Genomic DNA, 16,489 nt, shown 5'->3' with positions numbered 1-16,489 from the left:
TATTGGGCGACATGATGCGCGGTAAAAATCGGTACGTTGCTACACGTGATGACATTCAATCAACGATTTCATTACCGCAACCGACTCTCCATCCACACCGTAGCGCGAGTACTCATCCGCTTCAGCATCCGTCGACATTGACAACCCTGTATTGCGATAACGCATGGGTGAAGGTATCCATTTACCCGCCGAGCTGTGCAGCTCTTCCACCCCTGCGTTTAAAAACAGTTCCAGATTGCTGGCGCGTACTCCTGCGCCCGCCATGATTATTGGAACACCGGAATGTGCTTTTAGTTCCGTAATTAATTTCAGTCCTTTTTCAGCCGAGGACTGCTGGCCCGACGTCAGAACGCGCGCCACGCCCAGTTCTGCCAGCGTATCAAAGGCTTGTATCGGATCCTGACACATATCGAACGCACGATGAAAAGTGACCGCCATCCCCCGGGCGGCGCGCATGACCTGACGCATACGCGGAAGATCGATGTTGCCGTCTTCGTCCAGCACACCGATCACCAGCCCCGGAAAACCGGAATCACGGACGAGGGCGATATCCTCAAGCATGGCACTGAACTCACCCGCCGTATAACAAAAATCACCGCCGCGCGGGCGAATAATCGGGTGCACCGGAATAGTGATGGCCTGACGGGCTGATTTCAGCACGCCAAAGGACGGGGTTAATCCCCCTTCTTTAGGTGCCGCGCAAAGCTCGATGCGATCGGCCCCCTGCCGTTGCGCAGTGACGGCACACTCCACGCTGTAACAACAAATTTCCAGCAGCGCCATGTCATCCTCCTTAAATTTCACTCAACGTACCATCGTGGCACGTTGCCCGATTGGTGTCTGGATCGACGCTCACAATGCTTACGCTTCGCTGGCGACGATCTGCTCGATAGTCCAGGGATGGAATTTCACCGTCACGTTGCCGTCCGTTACGGCAAGCGTAGGGTTCGGTAAGCGTTCGCGCTCCCCTTTTGGCGAGCTGGTTTTGACGAAAATACCCGGCTGGCTTAACCCCTCGTCGGAAAGCAGCGCCAGCGCACGGGCGTTCAGCGTCTCGGGCTCCCCAGGCAGAACAATTTCGATATGCTCCCAGCCTTCGTGCGGATAACGCTTCTCCCCTGGCCAGGGCAGTTCCACAACGGTGAATTGCCAGTGCGCCACCGTTACCGGCGCGTGAAGTTTGAACAGGCAGATCGGACGACCGTTAATGATATTCTCCGACAGCAGTTCTCCGCACTGCTCAAAGCCACGCCGCCAGCGTTCGGCGGTAGCATTCTGGTGGCAGCGCAAAGAGATGTGATCGGCCTCAAGCGGCGCGATATCCAGCCCGAGACGGGTGGCAAGTTCTGTGAACGCCTGAGTGAAGCGCGGTAAATCTGCGGAAATATCATGCAGTTCGTCAATGGTATGCCAGTTCGCCATAGGTCAGTCTCGTTTCGTGTCGCAAAGCCGCTAATTTACTCTGTTGCCCTCTGTCGACCAACCGCAGAATCACGGTTTTTTCGACTGCATGATTATGCATACCGTCTTCGCCTGGATTCTGAGCGATCTTCGCCCCCCGCAGGGCTGACGCCCGAAGGCATTTGCAGTATACTCCCGCCCTAAATTCTTAAACTGGCGTGGGTGTTTTTTACCCGCATCAAAAACGTAAGGTATCCAGGTGAATATTCAGGCTCTTCTCTCAGAAAAAGTCAGTCAGGCACTGATTGCCGCAGGTGCGCCTGCGGATTGCGAACCACAGGTTCGTCAGTCAGCGAAAGTACAGTTTGGCGACTATCAGGCTAATGGCGTGATGGCAGTGGCTAAAAAACTGGGCATGCCGCCGCGACAGCTCGCTGAGCAGGTACTGACGCATCTGGATCTCACCGGCATCGCCAGCAAAACCGAAATCGCCGGTCCAGGCTTTATCAACATTTTCCTTGAGCCTGCATTCCTCGCAAGCCACGTTGACGCGGCGCTGAAGTCTGACCGTCTGGGCGTGGCTCAGCCAGAAGCGCAGACCGTGGTGGTTGACTACTCCGCGCCAAACGTGGCGAAAGAGATGCACGTCGGTCACCTGCGCTCCACCATCATCGGTGACGCGGCGGTGCGTACCCTGGAGTTCCTTGGTCACAAGGTGATCCGCGCTAACCACGTAGGCGACTGGGGCACGCAGTTCGGCATGCTGATAGCGTATCTGGAAAAGCAGCAGCAGGAAAACGCAGGCGAAATGGCGCTGGCAGACCTGGAAGGTTTCTACCGTGAAGCCAAAAAGCACTATGACGAAGATGAAGCCTTCGCCGAGCGCGCGCGCAGCTACGTGGTGAAACTTCAAGGCGGCGACCCGTACTTCCTCGAGATGTGGCGCAGGCTGGTGGATATTACCATGTCCCAGAATCAGCTCACCTATAACCGTCTGAACGTGACCCTGACCCGTGACGACGTGATGGGTGAAAGCCTGTATAACCCGATGCTGCCAGGCATTGTGGCGGACCTGAAAGCTAAAAATCTGGCGGTGGAAAGCGAAGGCGCAACGGTGGTGTTCCTTGATGAGTATAAAAACAAGGAAGGCGAACCGATGGGTGTGATCGTCCAGAAAAAGGATGGCGGCTATCTCTACACCACCACCGACATCGCCTGTGCGAAATACCGTTACGAAACCCTGCATGCGGATCGCGTGCTGTATTACATCGACTCCCGTCAGCACCAGCACCTGATGCAGGCGTGGACTATCGTGCGTAAAGCGGGTTATGTGCCGGATTCCGTGCCGCTGGAACATCACATGTTCGGCATGATGCTGGGTAAAGACGGTAAGCCGTTCAAAACCCGTGCGGGCGGCACCGTGAAGCTTTCCGATCTGCTGGATGAAGCGCTGGAACGCGCGCGTCGCCTGGTGGCCGAGAAGAACCCGGATATGCCTGCTGACGAGCTGGAGAAACTGGCTAACGCGGTTGGGATCGGCGCGGTGAAATACGCGGATCTCTCCAAGAACCGTACCACCGACTATATCTTCGACTGGGACAACATGCTGGCGTTTGAAGGCAACACGGCGCCATATATGCAGTACGCTTATACCCGCGTACTCTCCGTCTTCCGTAAAGCCAATATCGACGAAAGCGTGCTGGCGAATGCCACGGTGACCCTTACCGAAGATCGTGAAGCACAGCTGGCTGCCCGCCTGCTTCAGTTCGAAGAGACGCTCTCCGTGGTCGCGCGTGACGGTACGCCGCACGTTATGTGTGCTTACCTGTACGATCTGGCCGGTCTGTTCTCTGGCTTCTACGAACACTGCCCTATCCTCTCTGCCGAGAGCGAAGCGGTGCGTCACAGCCGCCTGAAGCTGGCGCAGCTGACGGCGAAGACACTGAAGCTCGGTCTGGATACCCTGGGTATCGAAACCGTAGAACGTATGTAAAAAAGAAACCCGGCGAGCGCCGGGTTTTTTATTATCAGAAATATTTCCGCAAATATTCCGTCAGACACAGAATCGCCATTGCCTGGCCATACGGCATCGAGGTCAGCGGTATCTGGCGGTAAAACGCCAGATCGCTCCCCATCCCCGTCCCGAAGGACGTTTGCAGCAGCTCCCCTTCCGGCGAGATGTTTTGCACGATGCCGCGAATCGCTTTCTCCGCCACCTCTGCGTACTCTGCGCCGACATAACGCTTGCGCACGGCTTTCAGAATGCCGTAGGCAAACCCTGCCGTGGCCGACGCCTCCAGATAAGAATCAGGATCGTCCAGCAGCGTATGCCACAATCCGCTCTCGTCCTGACATTTTGCCAGTGCGGCGATCTGCGCGTTCAGTACCTGCACCAGATAGCGACGAACGGCGTTGTTTTCCGGCAGATCCACCAGCTCGAGGAAATCCGGGATCACGATGGTCAGCCAGCTGTTGCCGCGCGCCCAGCGAGCCCGGGCAAAGTTGTGATTGCCGTCGTAATTCCAGCCGTGGAACCACAGTCCGGTCTCCCGATCCATCAGGTTCTGTACGTGGAGCAGGAACTGATAGATCGCCTCCTCGACGTACTCCGGCTTGTTCAGCAGCTTGCCGATTTTCGCCAGCGGCAGCACCGTCATCATCAGCGTGTCATCCCACATCTGCTGATGGTTCTCTTCCGCCAGGGTGATGTGCTGCATGCCGCCATGTTCGGTGCGCGGCATCTCATTCATCGCCCATTCCGCCCAGCTTTCCAGCCACGGCAGCCAGGCAGGGTTTTTGGTCTCTTCGTAGCGATACGCCAGCGTCAGGAACGGCGACATGGTATTCACGTTTTTGGTGGTTGCGCCTTCAGCGAAACGGTCAGCAAACCAGCTGTCGATAATCTCGCGCATGCCTTCGTCACCGGTCTGGCAGTAATACTGCCAGATACCGTATAAACCGACGCCGTGGGTCCATTCCCATCCGGCCCAGCCTTTGGTGTCGATCACGCGCCCGTCGTCCAGCCGCAGCAAAAACTCACCCGTTTTGTCGTGGATATTGACCAGGTTATGCGTCACCTTTTGAATCAGCGATTTCAGCTCATCCCTGGCGATAAAGCGCTCAGGCTGACGCAGTAACGGGCTATGTTTGACAGGCCAAACTTTCATCATCTTAACCTCTGTTGTATGTCGAATTCAGTACCGCGCGATCCTTCAGCGAAGGGGCCGCCGGCTTATTGCGATTCAGATAACCGATGTTGTTGTTGCCCCACAGGGATTCATACGGCATACCGGCCAGCATCTCCACGGTAGCGCGGGCCTGCGGGGTCACCGCCTCTGGCATCGCATGGCCGGACTCGCGCATTTTCGCGGTCTCTTCACGCAGGGTGCTGTGAGTCTGCAAATTGAGTTTGAAGCGCAGGGAGACAAGGAAGCCGCAGAACAGCACCAGAATAGTGCCAACGCTCAGGATCATAAGAATGGTGTGGCTCACTTCCGCAGGTTGCACTTTTTGCCCGCTGACAAAGCCCGACATCTGCATCACGATCCCCACCAGCATCACCGCACCGGCCTGAGACGCTTTACGGGTCAGCGTCATGATGCCCGCGAAGATCCCTTCGCGACGCTGACCGGTGATCACTTCGTCCACGTCAGCAATGTAGATGTAGGTATTCCACGGTACGTAGTTGATACCCCCGCGGCCAAGACCGGCAACCGCAGAGATCAGCAGCAGCAGAGCGTAAACGTCGCTCAGGCCCGCGTAATAAAGCACCGCGTAAGAGAGCGAAGCCAGACCAAACAGCACGACCACCATGCGGTAAGACGGCGCAGGTCCGAAGCGAATGCACAGCGGGATCATGCCGATCACGGCGAGGAACTGGAAGATGGCCATCGTGCCCAGCAGGTTGGACGCCATTGACGCCTCCTGCATCAGCACAAATACCACGTAATAGGTGAACACCGCATTAAAGACATCCTGGGCGATGTAGCCGCCAAGGTACATCCCCAGATGCTGGCGGAAAATCTTGATGCGCAGCGTCGAACTTAATTCGACAAAAAGACGGTTCAGGCTCTGGCCCAGGGTCAGCTTTTTCTTCTCTTCCTCGGCACGCAGAGCCGCTTCAGACCACTCTTCCCGCGGACGCTCCCAGGTGAAGAACCAGACGAAAGTAAGCATCAGCGCGCAGAGTACGGAGAAGACCAGGCTTGCATAGAAGAAGGAGATCGCGTTGTCTTTGCCGAAATGCGTGAGCAGGATCCCCGGCAGGAAGGAGGCCAGAATGGCGGACATCTGCGCCATAGAGATTCGCGCCCCGGAGAATTTGGTTTTCTGTTTGAAATCGTCCGTCATCTCCGGCACCAGCGTTTCGTACGGCACCAGGATCATGGTGTAGACGATATCAAAGATCAGATAGGTCAGCAGGTAGTACCAGAAACTCATGTCCCCTACCCACATCAGCGAGTAGCTGAAAACGCAGGGAATACCGAGCAGGATGAAGAACTTACGACGGCCAAAACGCTTGCCCAGCCAGGTGGTGCCAAAGTTATCGGTTAAAAAGCCCATTAACGGGCTGACAACCGCATCCAGCACCCTTGCGGCAGCGAAGATAAAGGTTGCTTCAATCGGTGTGAGTCCACAGAAGGTGGTATAAAAATACAAAAGCCAGGCGGCCGTCAGGGCGGTAGTCCCCGCCCCGAGGAAGTCCCCTGACCCGTAAGCAAAATAATTTGCGAGTCCAATTTTACGTGTTTTCATTGCCGTCAACCCTAATCAGTTTTGGGAGACTCCCTGTAAGCAACCTCGTCCGGGAGTTTTTACACGGCTACAGTAAAAGTATCGACCTGTTGATACCTTTCTGTTTCTGCCATCACAAAGTGGTGAATGGCAAAAACGCAAAGAGTGTCAATACGCGTGTCACTGATTTATAAAACAGCGTTTCTTTTGTATCAAAAGGGAAGGTCATTTTTGCGAGCCAGCCTTCAGAAATGCCTGGAGACTGGCGAAAAGGCGGGCAGTTAGCGGTAGTTGACGAGCACCTCGTTGCGCTGAACCTTCAGCGCCGGGATGAGACGTCCACCGCCTGGCACTTCCCAGATAAAGCGTAAAGGCTCCTGAGCAGACACCCCGTTGAAGGCCTGGGTAGTGCCACGTTGACCCTCGATTTCCGCGCAGCGGGTCAGCGAGCACAGCCGCACCCGCAACCCGGCCGGTGTGGGTCCCGTCAGGGTGTAATTCCAGGCCACCAGCGTCATCTGCCCGGACACGGGCTCAGAGGCGGACAGCGGACGGGAGGAGATCGACTCACCCCGATGGTTGAGCGTCAAGCCGATACTGCTGGCCTGCCATGCCCCCTCGCCTGCGGCCTGCGCCGCCAGCGGGAAAAGTAAGATCCACAGCCACTTACGCATTATTTCCCTCCTATGGTCGCCGTCATGCGAATATTGCGGTTATCGGACAGCTCCATATTCGACAGCACTACCAGCTGGTTCAGGCTCCGGCGCAGGAAGCGCGACAGCAACGGACGCAGCGCGTGATTCACCAGCAGCACCGGCGGCGCGCCCAGCATCTCCTGACGCGCCAGCGCCTCCTGGGTTTGCGCCAGTAATCTGTCCGCCAGACCCGGCTCCAGCCCGCCACCGCCCTGCAACGCCTGAAGCAGCAGACGTTCCAGCGGCGTGTCCAGGCCAATGACCTGCACTTCGCCGGTTCCCGGGAACCATTGCTGGGTAATGGCGCGTCCAAGCGCCACGCGCACCACCGCCGTCAGTTCGTGCGGATCGCTTTGCAGCGGCGCATGTTCGGCCAGCGTCTCAAGGATGGTACGCATATCGCGAATGGGCACCTTCTCATCGAGCAGATTTTGCAGCACTTTGTGCAGGGTGGTTAAGGTCAGTACGCCCGGCACCAAATCTTCGGTCAGCTTCGGCATCTCCTGCGTTACGCGGTCGAGCAGCTGCTGCGCCTCCTGACGTCCAAACAGTTCCGCGGAGAACTGGCCAATCAGGTGGTTGAGGTGCGTTGCCACCACGGTACTGGCCTCAACGACCGTGTAACCCTGAATCTGGGCCTGCTCTTTCAGGGCGCTCTCAATCCAGATTGCCGCCAGACCAAAGGCCGGGTCGGTCGTCTGCTCACCCGGCAACGTGCCTGCGGCGGTGCCCGGGTTAATCGCCAGCCAGCGGCCGGGGTACGCATCACCGCTGCCGATTTCCACCCCTTTCATCAGGATGCGGTAGCGCGCGGGCGGGAGATCCATATTGTCCCGGATGTGGACCACCGGCGGCAGGAAGCCCATATCCTGGGCGAATTTTTTACGAATGCTGCGGATACGGCCAAGCAGCTCACCATCCTGCTGGAAATCCACCATCGGGATCAGGCGGTACCCCACTTCCATCCCCAGCGAATCTTCGAGCTGTACGTCGTTCCAGGTGGCTTCCACCGCCTGGGTGTTCTCAGGCATTTTGACCGGCGCAGGCTCTGCCTTAGGCTGCGTTTCCCGGCCACGCATCCACCAGGCAAGCCCCAGCAGCGCAGCGGTGAACAGCAGGAATACCAGGTTTGGCATGCCCGGCACCATACCGAGCAGGCCCAGCACCGCCGCAGAGAGCAGCATAACGCGCGGGTTGCTGAAGAGCTGCCCCACCATCTGCTCGCCCACGTCCTGATCGGTACTGACGCGAGTCACAATCACGCCCGCCGCGGTGGAGATCACCAGCGCCGGGATCTGCGCCACCAGACCGTCACCAATGGTCAGCAGCGTATAGCTTTCCGCCGCGTGGCCCATGTCCATGCCGTGTTGCAGCACGCCGACGAGCAGGCCGCCGACGACGTTAATCACCATGATCAGAATGCCCGCGATGGCGTCACCGCGCACAAACTTACTCGCACCGTCCATGGAGCCGTAGAAATCTGCCTCCTGGGTCACTTCGGCACGGCGTTTTTTCGCTTCATCTTCCGCGATCAGCCCGGCATTCAGGTCGGCGTCGATGGCCATCTGCTTGCCCGGCATCCCGTCGAGCACGAAGCGCGCGCCCACTTCAGCGATACGCCCCGCCCCTTTAGTGATAACCATGAAGTTGATAATCACCAGAATGACGAACACCACGATACCGATGGCGAAGTTGCCGCCCACCAGGAAGTGACCGAAGGCTTCGACCACCTTGCCCGCCGCCGCCGCGCCGGTATGCCCTTCCATCAGGATGATACGCGTGGAGGCAACGTTCAGCGCCAGGCGCAGCAGCGTGGTGAACAGCAGGATCGTTGGAAACGCGGCGAACTCCAGCGTGCGCTGGGTGAACATCGCCACCAGCAACACCATGATGGACAACGCAATGTTGAAGGTGAAAAGCAGGTCGAGGATAAATGCCGGTAACGGCAGCACCATCATCGACAGAATTAACAGGATCAGAATCGGTCCGGCAAGGATCTGCCATTGCGTCGATTTCAGGTTGCCGGGCAGGCGCAACATTGCCACCAGATTAGCCATCAGTGTCCTTCTCGTTCAAAAAATCCAGTGCTTCAGGCACCGGCAGGTTCTCAGGTTTTACAGGTCGTTGACCGCCCGCTAAACGCCAGCGTTTCAGTTGCCACACCCAGGCCAGCACCTCTGCGACAGCGGCGTAGAGCTGGCCCGGGATCTGTTGTCCAATTTCCGCGTGGCGATACAGCGCGCGAGCCAGCGGCGGTGCTTCCAGGATCGGCACACGGTTTTCCGTGGCAATTTCACGAATGCGCAGCGCAATCAGCCCGGCCCCTTTCGCCACCACTTTCGGCGCGCTCATTTTGTTTTCGTCGTACTGAAGCGCCACGGAGTAGTGAGTCGGGTTGGTGACGATGACGTCGGCTTTCGGCACATCTTCCATCATGCGCCGACGCGCGGCGGCGCGCTGCATCTGGCGGATACGGCCCTTAACGTGCGGGTCGCCTTCCATCTGTTTATATTCATCGCGGATGTCCTGACGCGACATTCGCAGCTTTTTGATATGGGAATAGATCTGGAAGATAACGTCGAACGCCACCATCGGAATAATGCTGAGTACCACCAGCAGCGAGCATAACCCGACCAGGTTCAGGGCATTCTTCATCGCCGTCATCGGGGACTCGCTGATGAGGCGCATCATCTCCGGCCAGTGGTGCCACAGAAAAAACCCGGCGGTACTGCCCATAAGAAGCGATTTCAGGATCGCTTTAAGAAGCTCTGCCCCGGTTTGCGCGGAAAACATTTTCGCAATGCCGGGGAACGGATTGAGCTTAGAGAATTTCGGTTGCAGCGATTTTCCGCTGAACACCAGGCCACCGAGCATGACCGGCGAAACCAGGGCCACGATGACCACGCCCGCGATCAGCGGCAGCAAGGCGAGCATCGCGCTTTTCACAAGGTTGATGATCTGAATGAGGATCAGATTGGGGTCATTGACCATGCTGTGATCAAAACGTAAGCCAGCCGAGAGCATTCCCGCCAGTCTGCGGGCGAGCATCTCCCCGCCCCACCAGATTATGCAGACGCCCACCACCAGGATCAGCAGGGATGTCAGCTCTCGGGATCGGGGGATCTGCCCATCCTCACGGGCTTTTTCAAGTCGGTGGGGTGTGGGGGCTTCTGTTTTGTCGTCGTTCTCTTCTGCCACTGTGCCTGCTCGCAGCCCATTAATTCACGGGTATCATGCCAGCGCAGAGAAAATCCAATGGCGGGAAAAGCCCGTTTATTCGGGCTCTTTTCGCTGTTTTTATTCTGAGCTGCCTCAGGCCGCGTTAACGACCTGAGGCAAAACGGGCAATCAGAAACCAAGACTGTCCAGCAGATCGTCCACCTGATCCTGGCTTGCCACCACGCCCGCTTTGCTGGTGTCAAGCTGTGGACCATTGAGCAGGCTTTCGTTCTCGCGTTTCGGACGGGCAGCCGGTTCCGGTATGTTCTCCAGCAGTACCATCAGCAGCTGACGTTCAATCTCCTGAATCACATCCATCATGCGCTTGATCACCTGGCCGGTGAGGTCCTGGAAATCCTGTGCCATCATGATGTCCAGCAGCTGGGCATTGGTGAAGCTGGTGTGCCCCGGCACGTCACCCAGGTACTGACGGGTATCCGTTACCAGTTCGCGGGCATCCGCCAGCTCAATAGGGTTCTCAAACCACTCATCCCAGCGTTTGCTCAGCGCTTTCGCCCCCTTCTCCATCGCATCCTGGTGCGGCTGCGAGGCTTCAACGCTGTTCAGCGCACGCTCGGCCGCCTGCGCGGTCATCTGTACGACGTAGTCCAGACGGTCGCGCGCGTCAGGGATGGCTTCCGCCGCTTCGGCGATAGCTTGGTCCAGCCCCAGCTCACGCAGGCTGTCGCGCAGCATGCGGGTCAGGCTACCAATGCGGGCAATAATGTCGCTCGGCGAATGTTCTTCAACGGGTTTCATAGCAGGTTGCAACATATCCATCACCTCACATGCCGAGTTTCTCGAAGATCTTCCCGAGCTTCTCTTCCAGAGTCGCCGCGGTGAATGGCTTCACCACGTAGCCGCTTGCGCCCGCCTGTGCAGCGGCAATAATGTTCTCTTTCTTCGCTTCTGCGGTCACCATCAGCACCGGCAGAGAGGCCATGCCTGCATCCGCGCGGATGGTTTTCAGCAGTTCGAGACCGTCCATGTTCGGCATGTTCCAGTCGGAAATCACAAAACCAAACCCGCCAGCCTGGAGTTTGTTCAGCGCATCCACCCCGTCTTCTGCTTCTTCAACATTGTTGAAGCCCAGCTCTTTCAGCAGGTTGCGCACAATGCGACGCATGGTGGAAAAGTCATCCACAACCAAAAACTTAAGCTCTTTATCCGCCATAAAATAATACTCCTGAGTCAAATACGTATTGCCTGTCCGGCACTGATTTTCGCCAGCATCTGCTGGCTTACCTGGCTAAGATCGACCACTTCGCTTACGCCACCCATATTGATGGCCTCGCGCGGCATGCCGAACACCACACAACTTGCTTCATTCTGCGCAATCGTCCAGGCGCCAGCCTGGTGCATCGCAAGCATTCCGGCGGCACCGTCGTTGCCCATCCCCGTCAGGATCACCCCAACGGCGTTGCGCCCCGCATGTTTCGCCACCGAATGAAACAGCACATCCACCGACGGACGGTGCCGGTTAACCGGCGGCCCGTCATGAATTTTGATTTGATAGTTCGCCCCGCTGCGCGCCAGCTCCATGTGCTTGTCACCCGGGGCGATATAGGCGTGACCCGGCAGCACGCGCTCGCCGTCTTCCGCCTCTTTCACGCTGATCTGGCACAGCTTATTCAGGCGCTCCGCGAACGAACGGGTAAACCCTGGCGGCATATGTTGCGTGATCAGAATACCCGGGCTTGAGAGCGGCAATGGCTGGAGTACATGGCGAATTGCCTCTGTTCCTCCGGTTGACGCCCCAATGACCAGCAACTTTTCCGAGCTGAGTAACGGCCCTGCCTTCAGGGTTGCCGAAGCTGCCATCGGCTTGTGGGCCGCGAGTTTTGCGCGCGACGCGGTACGGATTTTCTCGGCGATCATCTCGCTGTACGCCAGCATCCCCTCGCGAATGCCGAGCTGCGGCTTGGTGACAAAATCCACCGCCCCCAGCTCCAGCGCGCGCAGGGTGATTTCTGAACCTTTACCGGTCAGAGATGACACCATCACCACCGGCATCGGGCGCAGGCGCATTAATTTTTCCAGGAAATCGATGCCATCCATGCGCGGCATTTCAACATCCAGCGTCAGCACGTCGGGGTTATATTTTTTGATTAAATCCCGCGCGACCAGCGGATCGGGTGCTGTCGCCACCATCTCCATATCGCTGTGGCTATTGATGATTTCGGTCATGATCTGACGCATCAGCGCCGAATCATCGACAGACAATACCCTGATTTTACTCATGCTTTTTCCTTACTCAGCGCATAAACCGTTTGCCCACGCAGGCTAAACTCACGCACGAGGTTGCTGAAGTTTTCCGAGTGCCCGGCAAACAGTAAACCGTCAGGCTTGAGCAACGGAACAAAGCGACGCAGGATGTCCTGCTGCGTCGTTTTATCAAAATAGATCATCACGTTACGGCAAAAAATAGCGTCGAATGGCCCCGGCACGTTGTACTGCTTATCCAGTAAATTAACGGGAGCAAATTCCACGCAGTTCGCCAGCTCCTGGCGTACGCGCACCAGTCCTTCATGCGGGCCGGTACCGCGCATGAAGTAACGCTGTAGCTGCTGAGGAGACAGCGTTTTAAGCTCATCCTGGCGATAAACGCCGTTACGGGCTTTTTCCAGCACTTCGGTATCGATGTCGCTGGCGTACACTTTCCAGCGGCCCGGCGCCATGCCCAGGGTGTCCGCCAGGGTGATGGCCAGCGAGTACGGCTCTTCCCCGGTAGAGGCCGCCGCGCTCCAGACGCGATACTCTCCGCTACGGCGACGGGCGTGTTCCGCCAGCACCGGGAAGTGATGCGCCTCGCGGAAAAACGCGGTCAGGTTGGTGGTTAATGAGTTGATAAATGCCTGCCATTCGGCGCTGTTCTGGTTCGCTTCGAGCATGCTCAGATAGCGGCCAAAATCATCCAGCCCCAGCGTACGCAAGCGCCGCACCAGCCGGTTGTAGACCATGTCTCGCTTATGGTCCGCAAGCACGATCCCCGCACGCTGGTAGATTAACTGACATATCCGACGAAAATGCGCGTCGGACAGCGCGAGGCGCTGTGTCATCTGCAACAATAATGACGTTTGCCCTGAGGGCATGGGTGATGTCATAGCGCCTTCTTAATCACATTCAGGATACAACGGGCACGGCCTGTGACCGTCCGACTTCTGTTACTGCTTCAACGTGCTCTTTCACATTAAATACGGCGACCAACCCGGTAAGGTGATCCGCCTGGTTTGCCAGCTGATCGGTAGCCGCCGCCGCCTCTTCCACCAGTGAGGCGTTCTGCTGCGTAACCTGATCCATCTGTGTAACGGCCTGCGCCACCTGCTCAATACCACGGCGTTGTTCATCAGACGCCGAGGCAATCTCGCCCATAATGTCGTTAACCCGCGTCACGGAGGTGACAATCTCGTGCATGGTCTGCGCGGCGGTATCCACCAGCGCGGAGCCCTGCTGAACGCGGGAGACCGACTCTTCTATCAGCCCTTTGATCTCTTTCGCCGCATTGGCGCTGCGGCTGGCGAGGTTTCGGACTTCACCGGCAACCACCGCGAACCCGCGCCCCTGCTCCCCGGCACGCGCCGCTTCAACGGCCGCGTTCAGCGCCAGAATATTGGTCTGGAACGCGATACCGTCGATGACGCTGATAATGTCGCCAATTTTCTGCGAGCTGGCGGCAATCTCCTGCATCGTGCTGGCGACGTGAGAGGCCTGATCGCCCCCACGTTTCGCCGTCATCGCCGCCTGTTTTGACAAGTCGGACGCCTGACGCGCGTTATCAGCGTTCTGACTTACCGTCGCGGTCAGCTCCTCCATGCTGGCCGCCGTCTGCGCCAGCGATGCCGCCTGCTGTTCGGTGCGGGATGAGAGATCGTTATTGCCTGCCGCAATCTCGGAGATCCCGGTATGCATGGCGTAACTGCCCTGGCGAACGTTGCTTACCGTTTCCCGCAGCGACCCCTGCATCGCCTTCAGGCTGGCGAAAATCGCTGATATTTCATTCCTGCCATACACGGCCACCGGACGCGCCAGATCGCCCTTCGCCATACTGTCGAAGTGGCTGCTGACGATGGCCAGCGGCTGGACGATCATTTTGCGCGACCACCACAGCGAGCCGCCGGTCAGCAGGGCGGCCAGGATCACCATGATCAGGAAAATCGCCCCTGACATGCGGTAGCTGGTACGGCTGTCCGCACCGGCACGCGCCACAAACTGGTTAATATCCTGCTGCCAGGCGTTAAAGCTACCGTCGAACGCCGCCTGAGACGCCTGCACCGGCGCGGTCAGGAAGTCAGAAAGCTGGTTGTTCTCCAGCCACGTCGCCTGATGGTCGAGATCGCCGTACCACACATCAAAGGTCTTTTTCATGGCGACTTTCAGCGCTTTCTCTTTCTCACTGACCGCCTCCTGCGCCGTAAAGGCCTTAAACTGCGCGTCGGCCTGCTTCAGGCTGCTGCGGGCCACGACCATCAGCGCCTTAATATCCTCCGGCGGATAGCTCAGCGCGGTTAACGTCCCTGCTTTGTTCAGCGCAGTGCTTGCCTGCAACAGCACGGCACGCGTTTGTGCCAGTGCGGAGCGCTGCTGATTACTCGTCTCAACTTCCTGCAAATTCTGATAGCCATCGCGAAACGCCCAGAAAGACAACCCGTTACTGCCAACCTGCAAAACCCCACACAGGATCAGAATCAAAAACAGTGTGGTCGAGATACGAATACGATTTAACATCCACGCTCCCATCAAGCGGCAAGCAGCCGCGGTTTAATTGTCAGTCAAAATGTTTCCCAGTTTTCATCTTGTCCGGTCACCGCTGCGCGCGTACGTGTTGTCACGGGCGCCGGGGTTGCTTCGCTGTACGCCGACCGCGAGTTGACCGTATTTGTCGTTTTTGAAGTAAGACGGAACGCCGAGACGGCCATTTTCAGGCGGCTCGCCTGGTCCTCCAGCGCAGCGGCCGCGGCAGCGGACTCCTGCACCAGGGCGGCGTTTTGCTGCGTCACACGATCCATTTCCGATACCGCCAGGGCGACCTGGTCAATACCACGACTCTGCTCATCCGATGCAGAGGCGATTTCACCCATGATGTCCGTCACGCGCGTCACGGCATTCACGATGTCATTCATGGTTTCACCCGCACTTTCCACCAGCACCGAGCCGGTATCCACGCGTGAAACAGAGTCTTCAATCAGGGCTTTGATCTCTTTCGCCGCATTGGCGCTGCGGCTGGCGAGGTTACGCACTTCGCCAGCGACCACGGCAAACCCGCGCCCCTGCTCGCCCGCACGCGCCGCTTCAACGGCCGCGTTCAGCGCCAGGATATTGGTCTGGAAGGCGATACCGTCGATTACGCTGATGATGTCGGCGATTTTCTTCGAGCTGTCGGCAATGTCATGCATGGTTTTCACCACGCCGTCGACCACCCGACCGCCGCGCTGGGCGGTGTCGGACGCGCTTTCTGCAAGCTGCGACGCCTGGCGGGCATTGTCGGCATTCTGCTTCACGGTCGCGGTGAGCTGCTCCATGCTGGCCGCCGTCTCTTCCAGAGCGGATGCCTGCTGTTCGGTACGGGACGAGAGATCGTTGTTGCCCATCGCGATTTCACTCGTGCCGGTATAGATGGCATCCGCCCCCTCGCGCACGTTGGCGACGGTATCAATCAGCGAACGCTGCATATGGTCGACGCTGGTTGCCAGCTCGGTGATCTCATTGCGGCCAGAAACGGTCAGCGTTTTCGTGAGATCGCCCCGGCCAATATCACGGATATGGGCAATGACGCGGCCAAGCGGGTTAAGCAGGATATGACGAATGCCGTACCACACGGCCACCAGCACGATGACCAGCGCGAGGGCGAGAACCGCCATCTGCCATTTCGCGAAACGGTAGTCGTTCTGGCTTTGCGTAAAGGCGGAGTGATAAAGTTCGCCGCTGGCTTTGGCGTACTCGCCGAGCGCCGCGCCGAGGGCGTTCTGCATTCCCTGGGTCGGCTGCGCGAAATAGGCGTCCATATTGCCCTGCTCCAGGAACTGTACCAGCTCCGTGAGGCCGGCGAAGTAGGCCTGATATTTTTCATCTATGTTCGCGCTCGCCTGCGCCATTGCTGGCTGAGGGGCGATTTTTTTGAAGGCGTCGTAATGTTTCGCCGCGTCTGCCAGCGTGGCGCGCGCATTCTTCAGCAGTTCCGTTTTTGCGCTGCTCTGTTGGTTATTCGGGTCCATCATCATGCGGGCAGACGAGCGGCTCAGGTTGATACGCGTCTGCAACATCAGATCCCAGGTCGTGGTCAGTTCGCTTTGCTGCATTCGCAAATCGTTCGAGGCCGCGAAGCTGTCCTGGTTCTGTTTTAACGACGAGAAAAAGAGGCCGCCAGAAATAAGCTGAAGAAGTGCGAAAATGACCAGCACCATCATAAGCATTGTGACAACGCGGATACGGTTCAACATACA

The 16,489-nt window shown here is 57.8% G+C and carries 14 protein-coding genes; 1 reads left to right on the top strand and 13 read right to left on the bottom strand.

Going from position 1 to position 16,489, the window contains the following annotated elements; genetic code table 11:
* Positions 1–39 precede the first annotated feature (39 nt).
* Both cutC and SK62_RS08330 read right to left on the bottom strand, forming a co-directional pair.
* Entirely contained in the window at positions 40–783 is a 744-nt protein-coding gene (gene cutC / locus SK62_RS08335; RefSeq protein ID WP_047719452.1) for a copper homeostasis protein CutC, read from the bottom strand.
* A 78-nt stretch (positions 784–861) separates the two neighbouring features.
* Complete coding sequence (locus SK62_RS08330; protein ID WP_015570274.1) at positions 862–1,422, bottom strand: VOC family protein; 561 nt, start codon at positions 1,420–1,422, stop codon at positions 862–864.
* A 238-nt stretch (positions 1,423–1,660) separates the two neighbouring features.
* Between SK62_RS08330 and argS the strand changes: the two genes are divergently transcribed.
* Positions 1,661–3,394 carry an arginine--tRNA ligase gene (argS, locus tag SK62_RS08325; protein WP_017693239.1) on the top strand — a complete coding sequence of 578 codons (1,734 nt, stop codon included), beginning with the start codon at positions 1,661–1,663 and terminating at the stop codon, positions 3,392–3,394.
* 34 nt (positions 3,395–3,428) lie between these two features.
* Here argS and SK62_RS08320 read toward each other — a convergent pair whose 3' ends face one another.
* The 11 genes from SK62_RS08320 to tar form a co-directional block, all read right to left on the bottom strand.
* Entirely contained in the window at positions 3,429–4,568 is a 1,140-nt protein-coding gene (locus tag SK62_RS08320) for a beta-galactosidase BglB (protein WP_026080697.1), read from the bottom strand.
* 4 nt (positions 4,569–4,572) lie between these two features.
* Positions 4,573–6,156: an MFS transporter gene (locus SK62_RS08315; protein ID WP_047719450.1), complete on the bottom strand. Its 1,584-nt coding sequence runs from the start codon at positions 6,154–6,156 to the stop codon at positions 4,573–4,575.
* A gap of 260 nt (positions 6,157–6,416) precedes the next feature.
* On the bottom strand, positions 6,417–6,809 hold the full coding sequence (locus tag SK62_RS08310; protein ID WP_023303901.1) for a flagellar protein FlhE: 393 nt from the start codon (positions 6,807–6,809) through the stop codon (positions 6,417–6,419).
* A complete protein-coding gene (gene flhA / locus SK62_RS08305) occupies positions 6,809–8,887 on the bottom strand; it encodes a flagellar biosynthesis protein FlhA (RefSeq protein ID WP_003859723.1) in 2,079 nt (692 codons plus the stop codon). Before flhA ends, SK62_RS08310 begins: the two co-directional genes overlap by 1 nt.
* Positions 8,880–10,028 carry a flagellar biosynthesis protein FlhB gene (gene flhB / locus SK62_RS08300; protein ID WP_017693236.1) on the bottom strand — a complete coding sequence of 383 codons (1,149 nt, stop codon included), beginning with the start codon at positions 10,026–10,028 and terminating at the stop codon, positions 8,880–8,882. Before flhB ends, flhA begins: the two co-directional genes overlap by 8 nt.
* A 150-nt stretch (positions 10,029–10,178) precedes the next feature.
* Positions 10,179–10,823 carry a protein phosphatase CheZ gene (gene cheZ, locus SK62_RS08295; RefSeq protein ID WP_003859718.1) on the bottom strand — a complete coding sequence of 215 codons (645 nt, stop codon included), beginning with the start codon at positions 10,821–10,823 and terminating at the stop codon, positions 10,179–10,181.
* Positions 10,824–10,833: 10 nt separating this feature from the next.
* On the bottom strand, positions 10,834–11,223 hold the full coding sequence (cheY, locus tag SK62_RS08290; protein WP_000763862.1) for a chemotaxis response regulator CheY: 390 nt from the start codon (positions 11,221–11,223) through the stop codon (positions 10,834–10,836).
* A gap of 17 nt (positions 11,224–11,240) precedes the next feature.
* Positions 11,241–12,290: a protein-glutamate methylesterase/protein-glutamine glutaminase gene (locus tag SK62_RS08285; RefSeq protein ID WP_047719449.1), complete on the bottom strand. Its 1,050-nt coding sequence runs from the start codon at positions 12,288–12,290 to the stop codon at positions 11,241–11,243.
* Positions 12,287–13,153 (bottom strand): protein-glutamate O-methyltransferase CheR, encoded by an 867-nt coding sequence (cheR, locus tag SK62_RS08280; RefSeq protein ID WP_017384409.1) that lies wholly within the window; start codon positions 13,151–13,153, stop codon positions 12,287–12,289. Before cheR ends, SK62_RS08285 begins: the two co-directional genes overlap by 4 nt.
* Positions 13,154–13,172: 19 nt before the next feature.
* Entirely contained in the window at positions 13,173–14,774 is a 1,602-nt protein-coding gene (gene tap, locus SK62_RS08275) for a methyl-accepting chemotaxis protein IV (protein WP_047719448.1), read from the bottom strand.
* A 44-nt stretch (positions 14,775–14,818) separates the two neighbouring features.
* Positions 14,819–16,486 carry a methyl-accepting chemotaxis protein II gene (gene tar, locus SK62_RS08270; RefSeq protein ID WP_047719447.1) on the bottom strand — a complete coding sequence of 556 codons (1,668 nt, stop codon included), beginning with the start codon at positions 16,484–16,486 and terminating at the stop codon, positions 14,819–14,821.
* Positions 16,487–16,489 lie beyond the last annotated feature (3 nt).

The organism is Enterobacter sp. BIDMC109 (assembly GCF_001037885.1).
GTDB classification, from domain to species: domain Bacteria; phylum Pseudomonadota; class Gammaproteobacteria; order Enterobacterales; family Enterobacteriaceae; genus Enterobacter; species Enterobacter hormaechei_C.
The sequence above is the reverse complement of the archived record's forward strand: the minus strand, read 5'-3'. Positions and strand labels throughout refer to the sequence as shown.

Excerpts from the sequence above, each read along its gene's own strand:
- SK62_RS08310 (WP_023303901.1), bottom strand. The coding sequence starts at position 6,809 with ATGCGTAAGTGGCTGTGGATCTTACTTTTCCCGCTGGCGGCGCAGGCC.
- flhA (WP_003859723.1), bottom strand. The coding sequence starts at position 8,887 with ATGGCTAATCTGGTGGCAATGTTGCGCCTGCCCGGCAACCTGAAATCG.
- SK62_RS08330 (WP_015570274.1), bottom strand. The coding sequence starts at position 1,422 with ATGGCGAACTGGCATACCATTGACGAACTGCATGATATTTCCGCAGAT.
- SK62_RS08320 (WP_026080697.1), bottom strand. The coding sequence starts at position 4,568 with ATGAAAGTTTGGCCTGTCAAACATAGCCCGTTACTGCGTCAGCCTGAG.
- SK62_RS08285 (WP_047719449.1), bottom strand. The coding sequence starts at position 12,290 with ATGAGTAAAATCAGGGTATTGTCTGTCGATGATTCGGCGCTGATGCGT.
- SK62_RS08315 (WP_047719450.1), bottom strand. The coding sequence starts at position 6,156 with ATGAAAACACGTAAAATTGGACTCGCAAATTATTTTGCTTACGGGTCA.
- cheR (WP_017384409.1), bottom strand. The coding sequence starts at position 13,153 with ATGACATCACCCATGCCCTCAGGGCAAACGTCATTATTGTTGCAGATG.
- cheY (WP_000763862.1), bottom strand. The coding sequence starts at position 11,223 with ATGGCGGATAAAGAGCTTAAGTTTTTGGTTGTGGATGACTTTTCCACC.
- cutC (WP_047719452.1), bottom strand. The coding sequence starts at position 783 with ATGGCGCTGCTGGAAATTTGTTGTTACAGCGTGGAGTGTGCCGTCACT.
- tap (WP_047719448.1), bottom strand. The coding sequence starts at position 14,774 with ATGTTAAATCGTATTCGTATCTCGACCACACTGTTTTTGATTCTGATC.
- tar (WP_047719447.1), bottom strand. The coding sequence starts at position 16,486 with ATGTTGAACCGTATCCGCGTTGTCACAATGCTTATGATGGTGCTGGTC.
- cheZ (WP_003859718.1), bottom strand. The coding sequence starts at position 10,823 with ATGTTGCAACCTGCTATGAAACCCGTTGAAGAACATTCGCCGAGCGAC.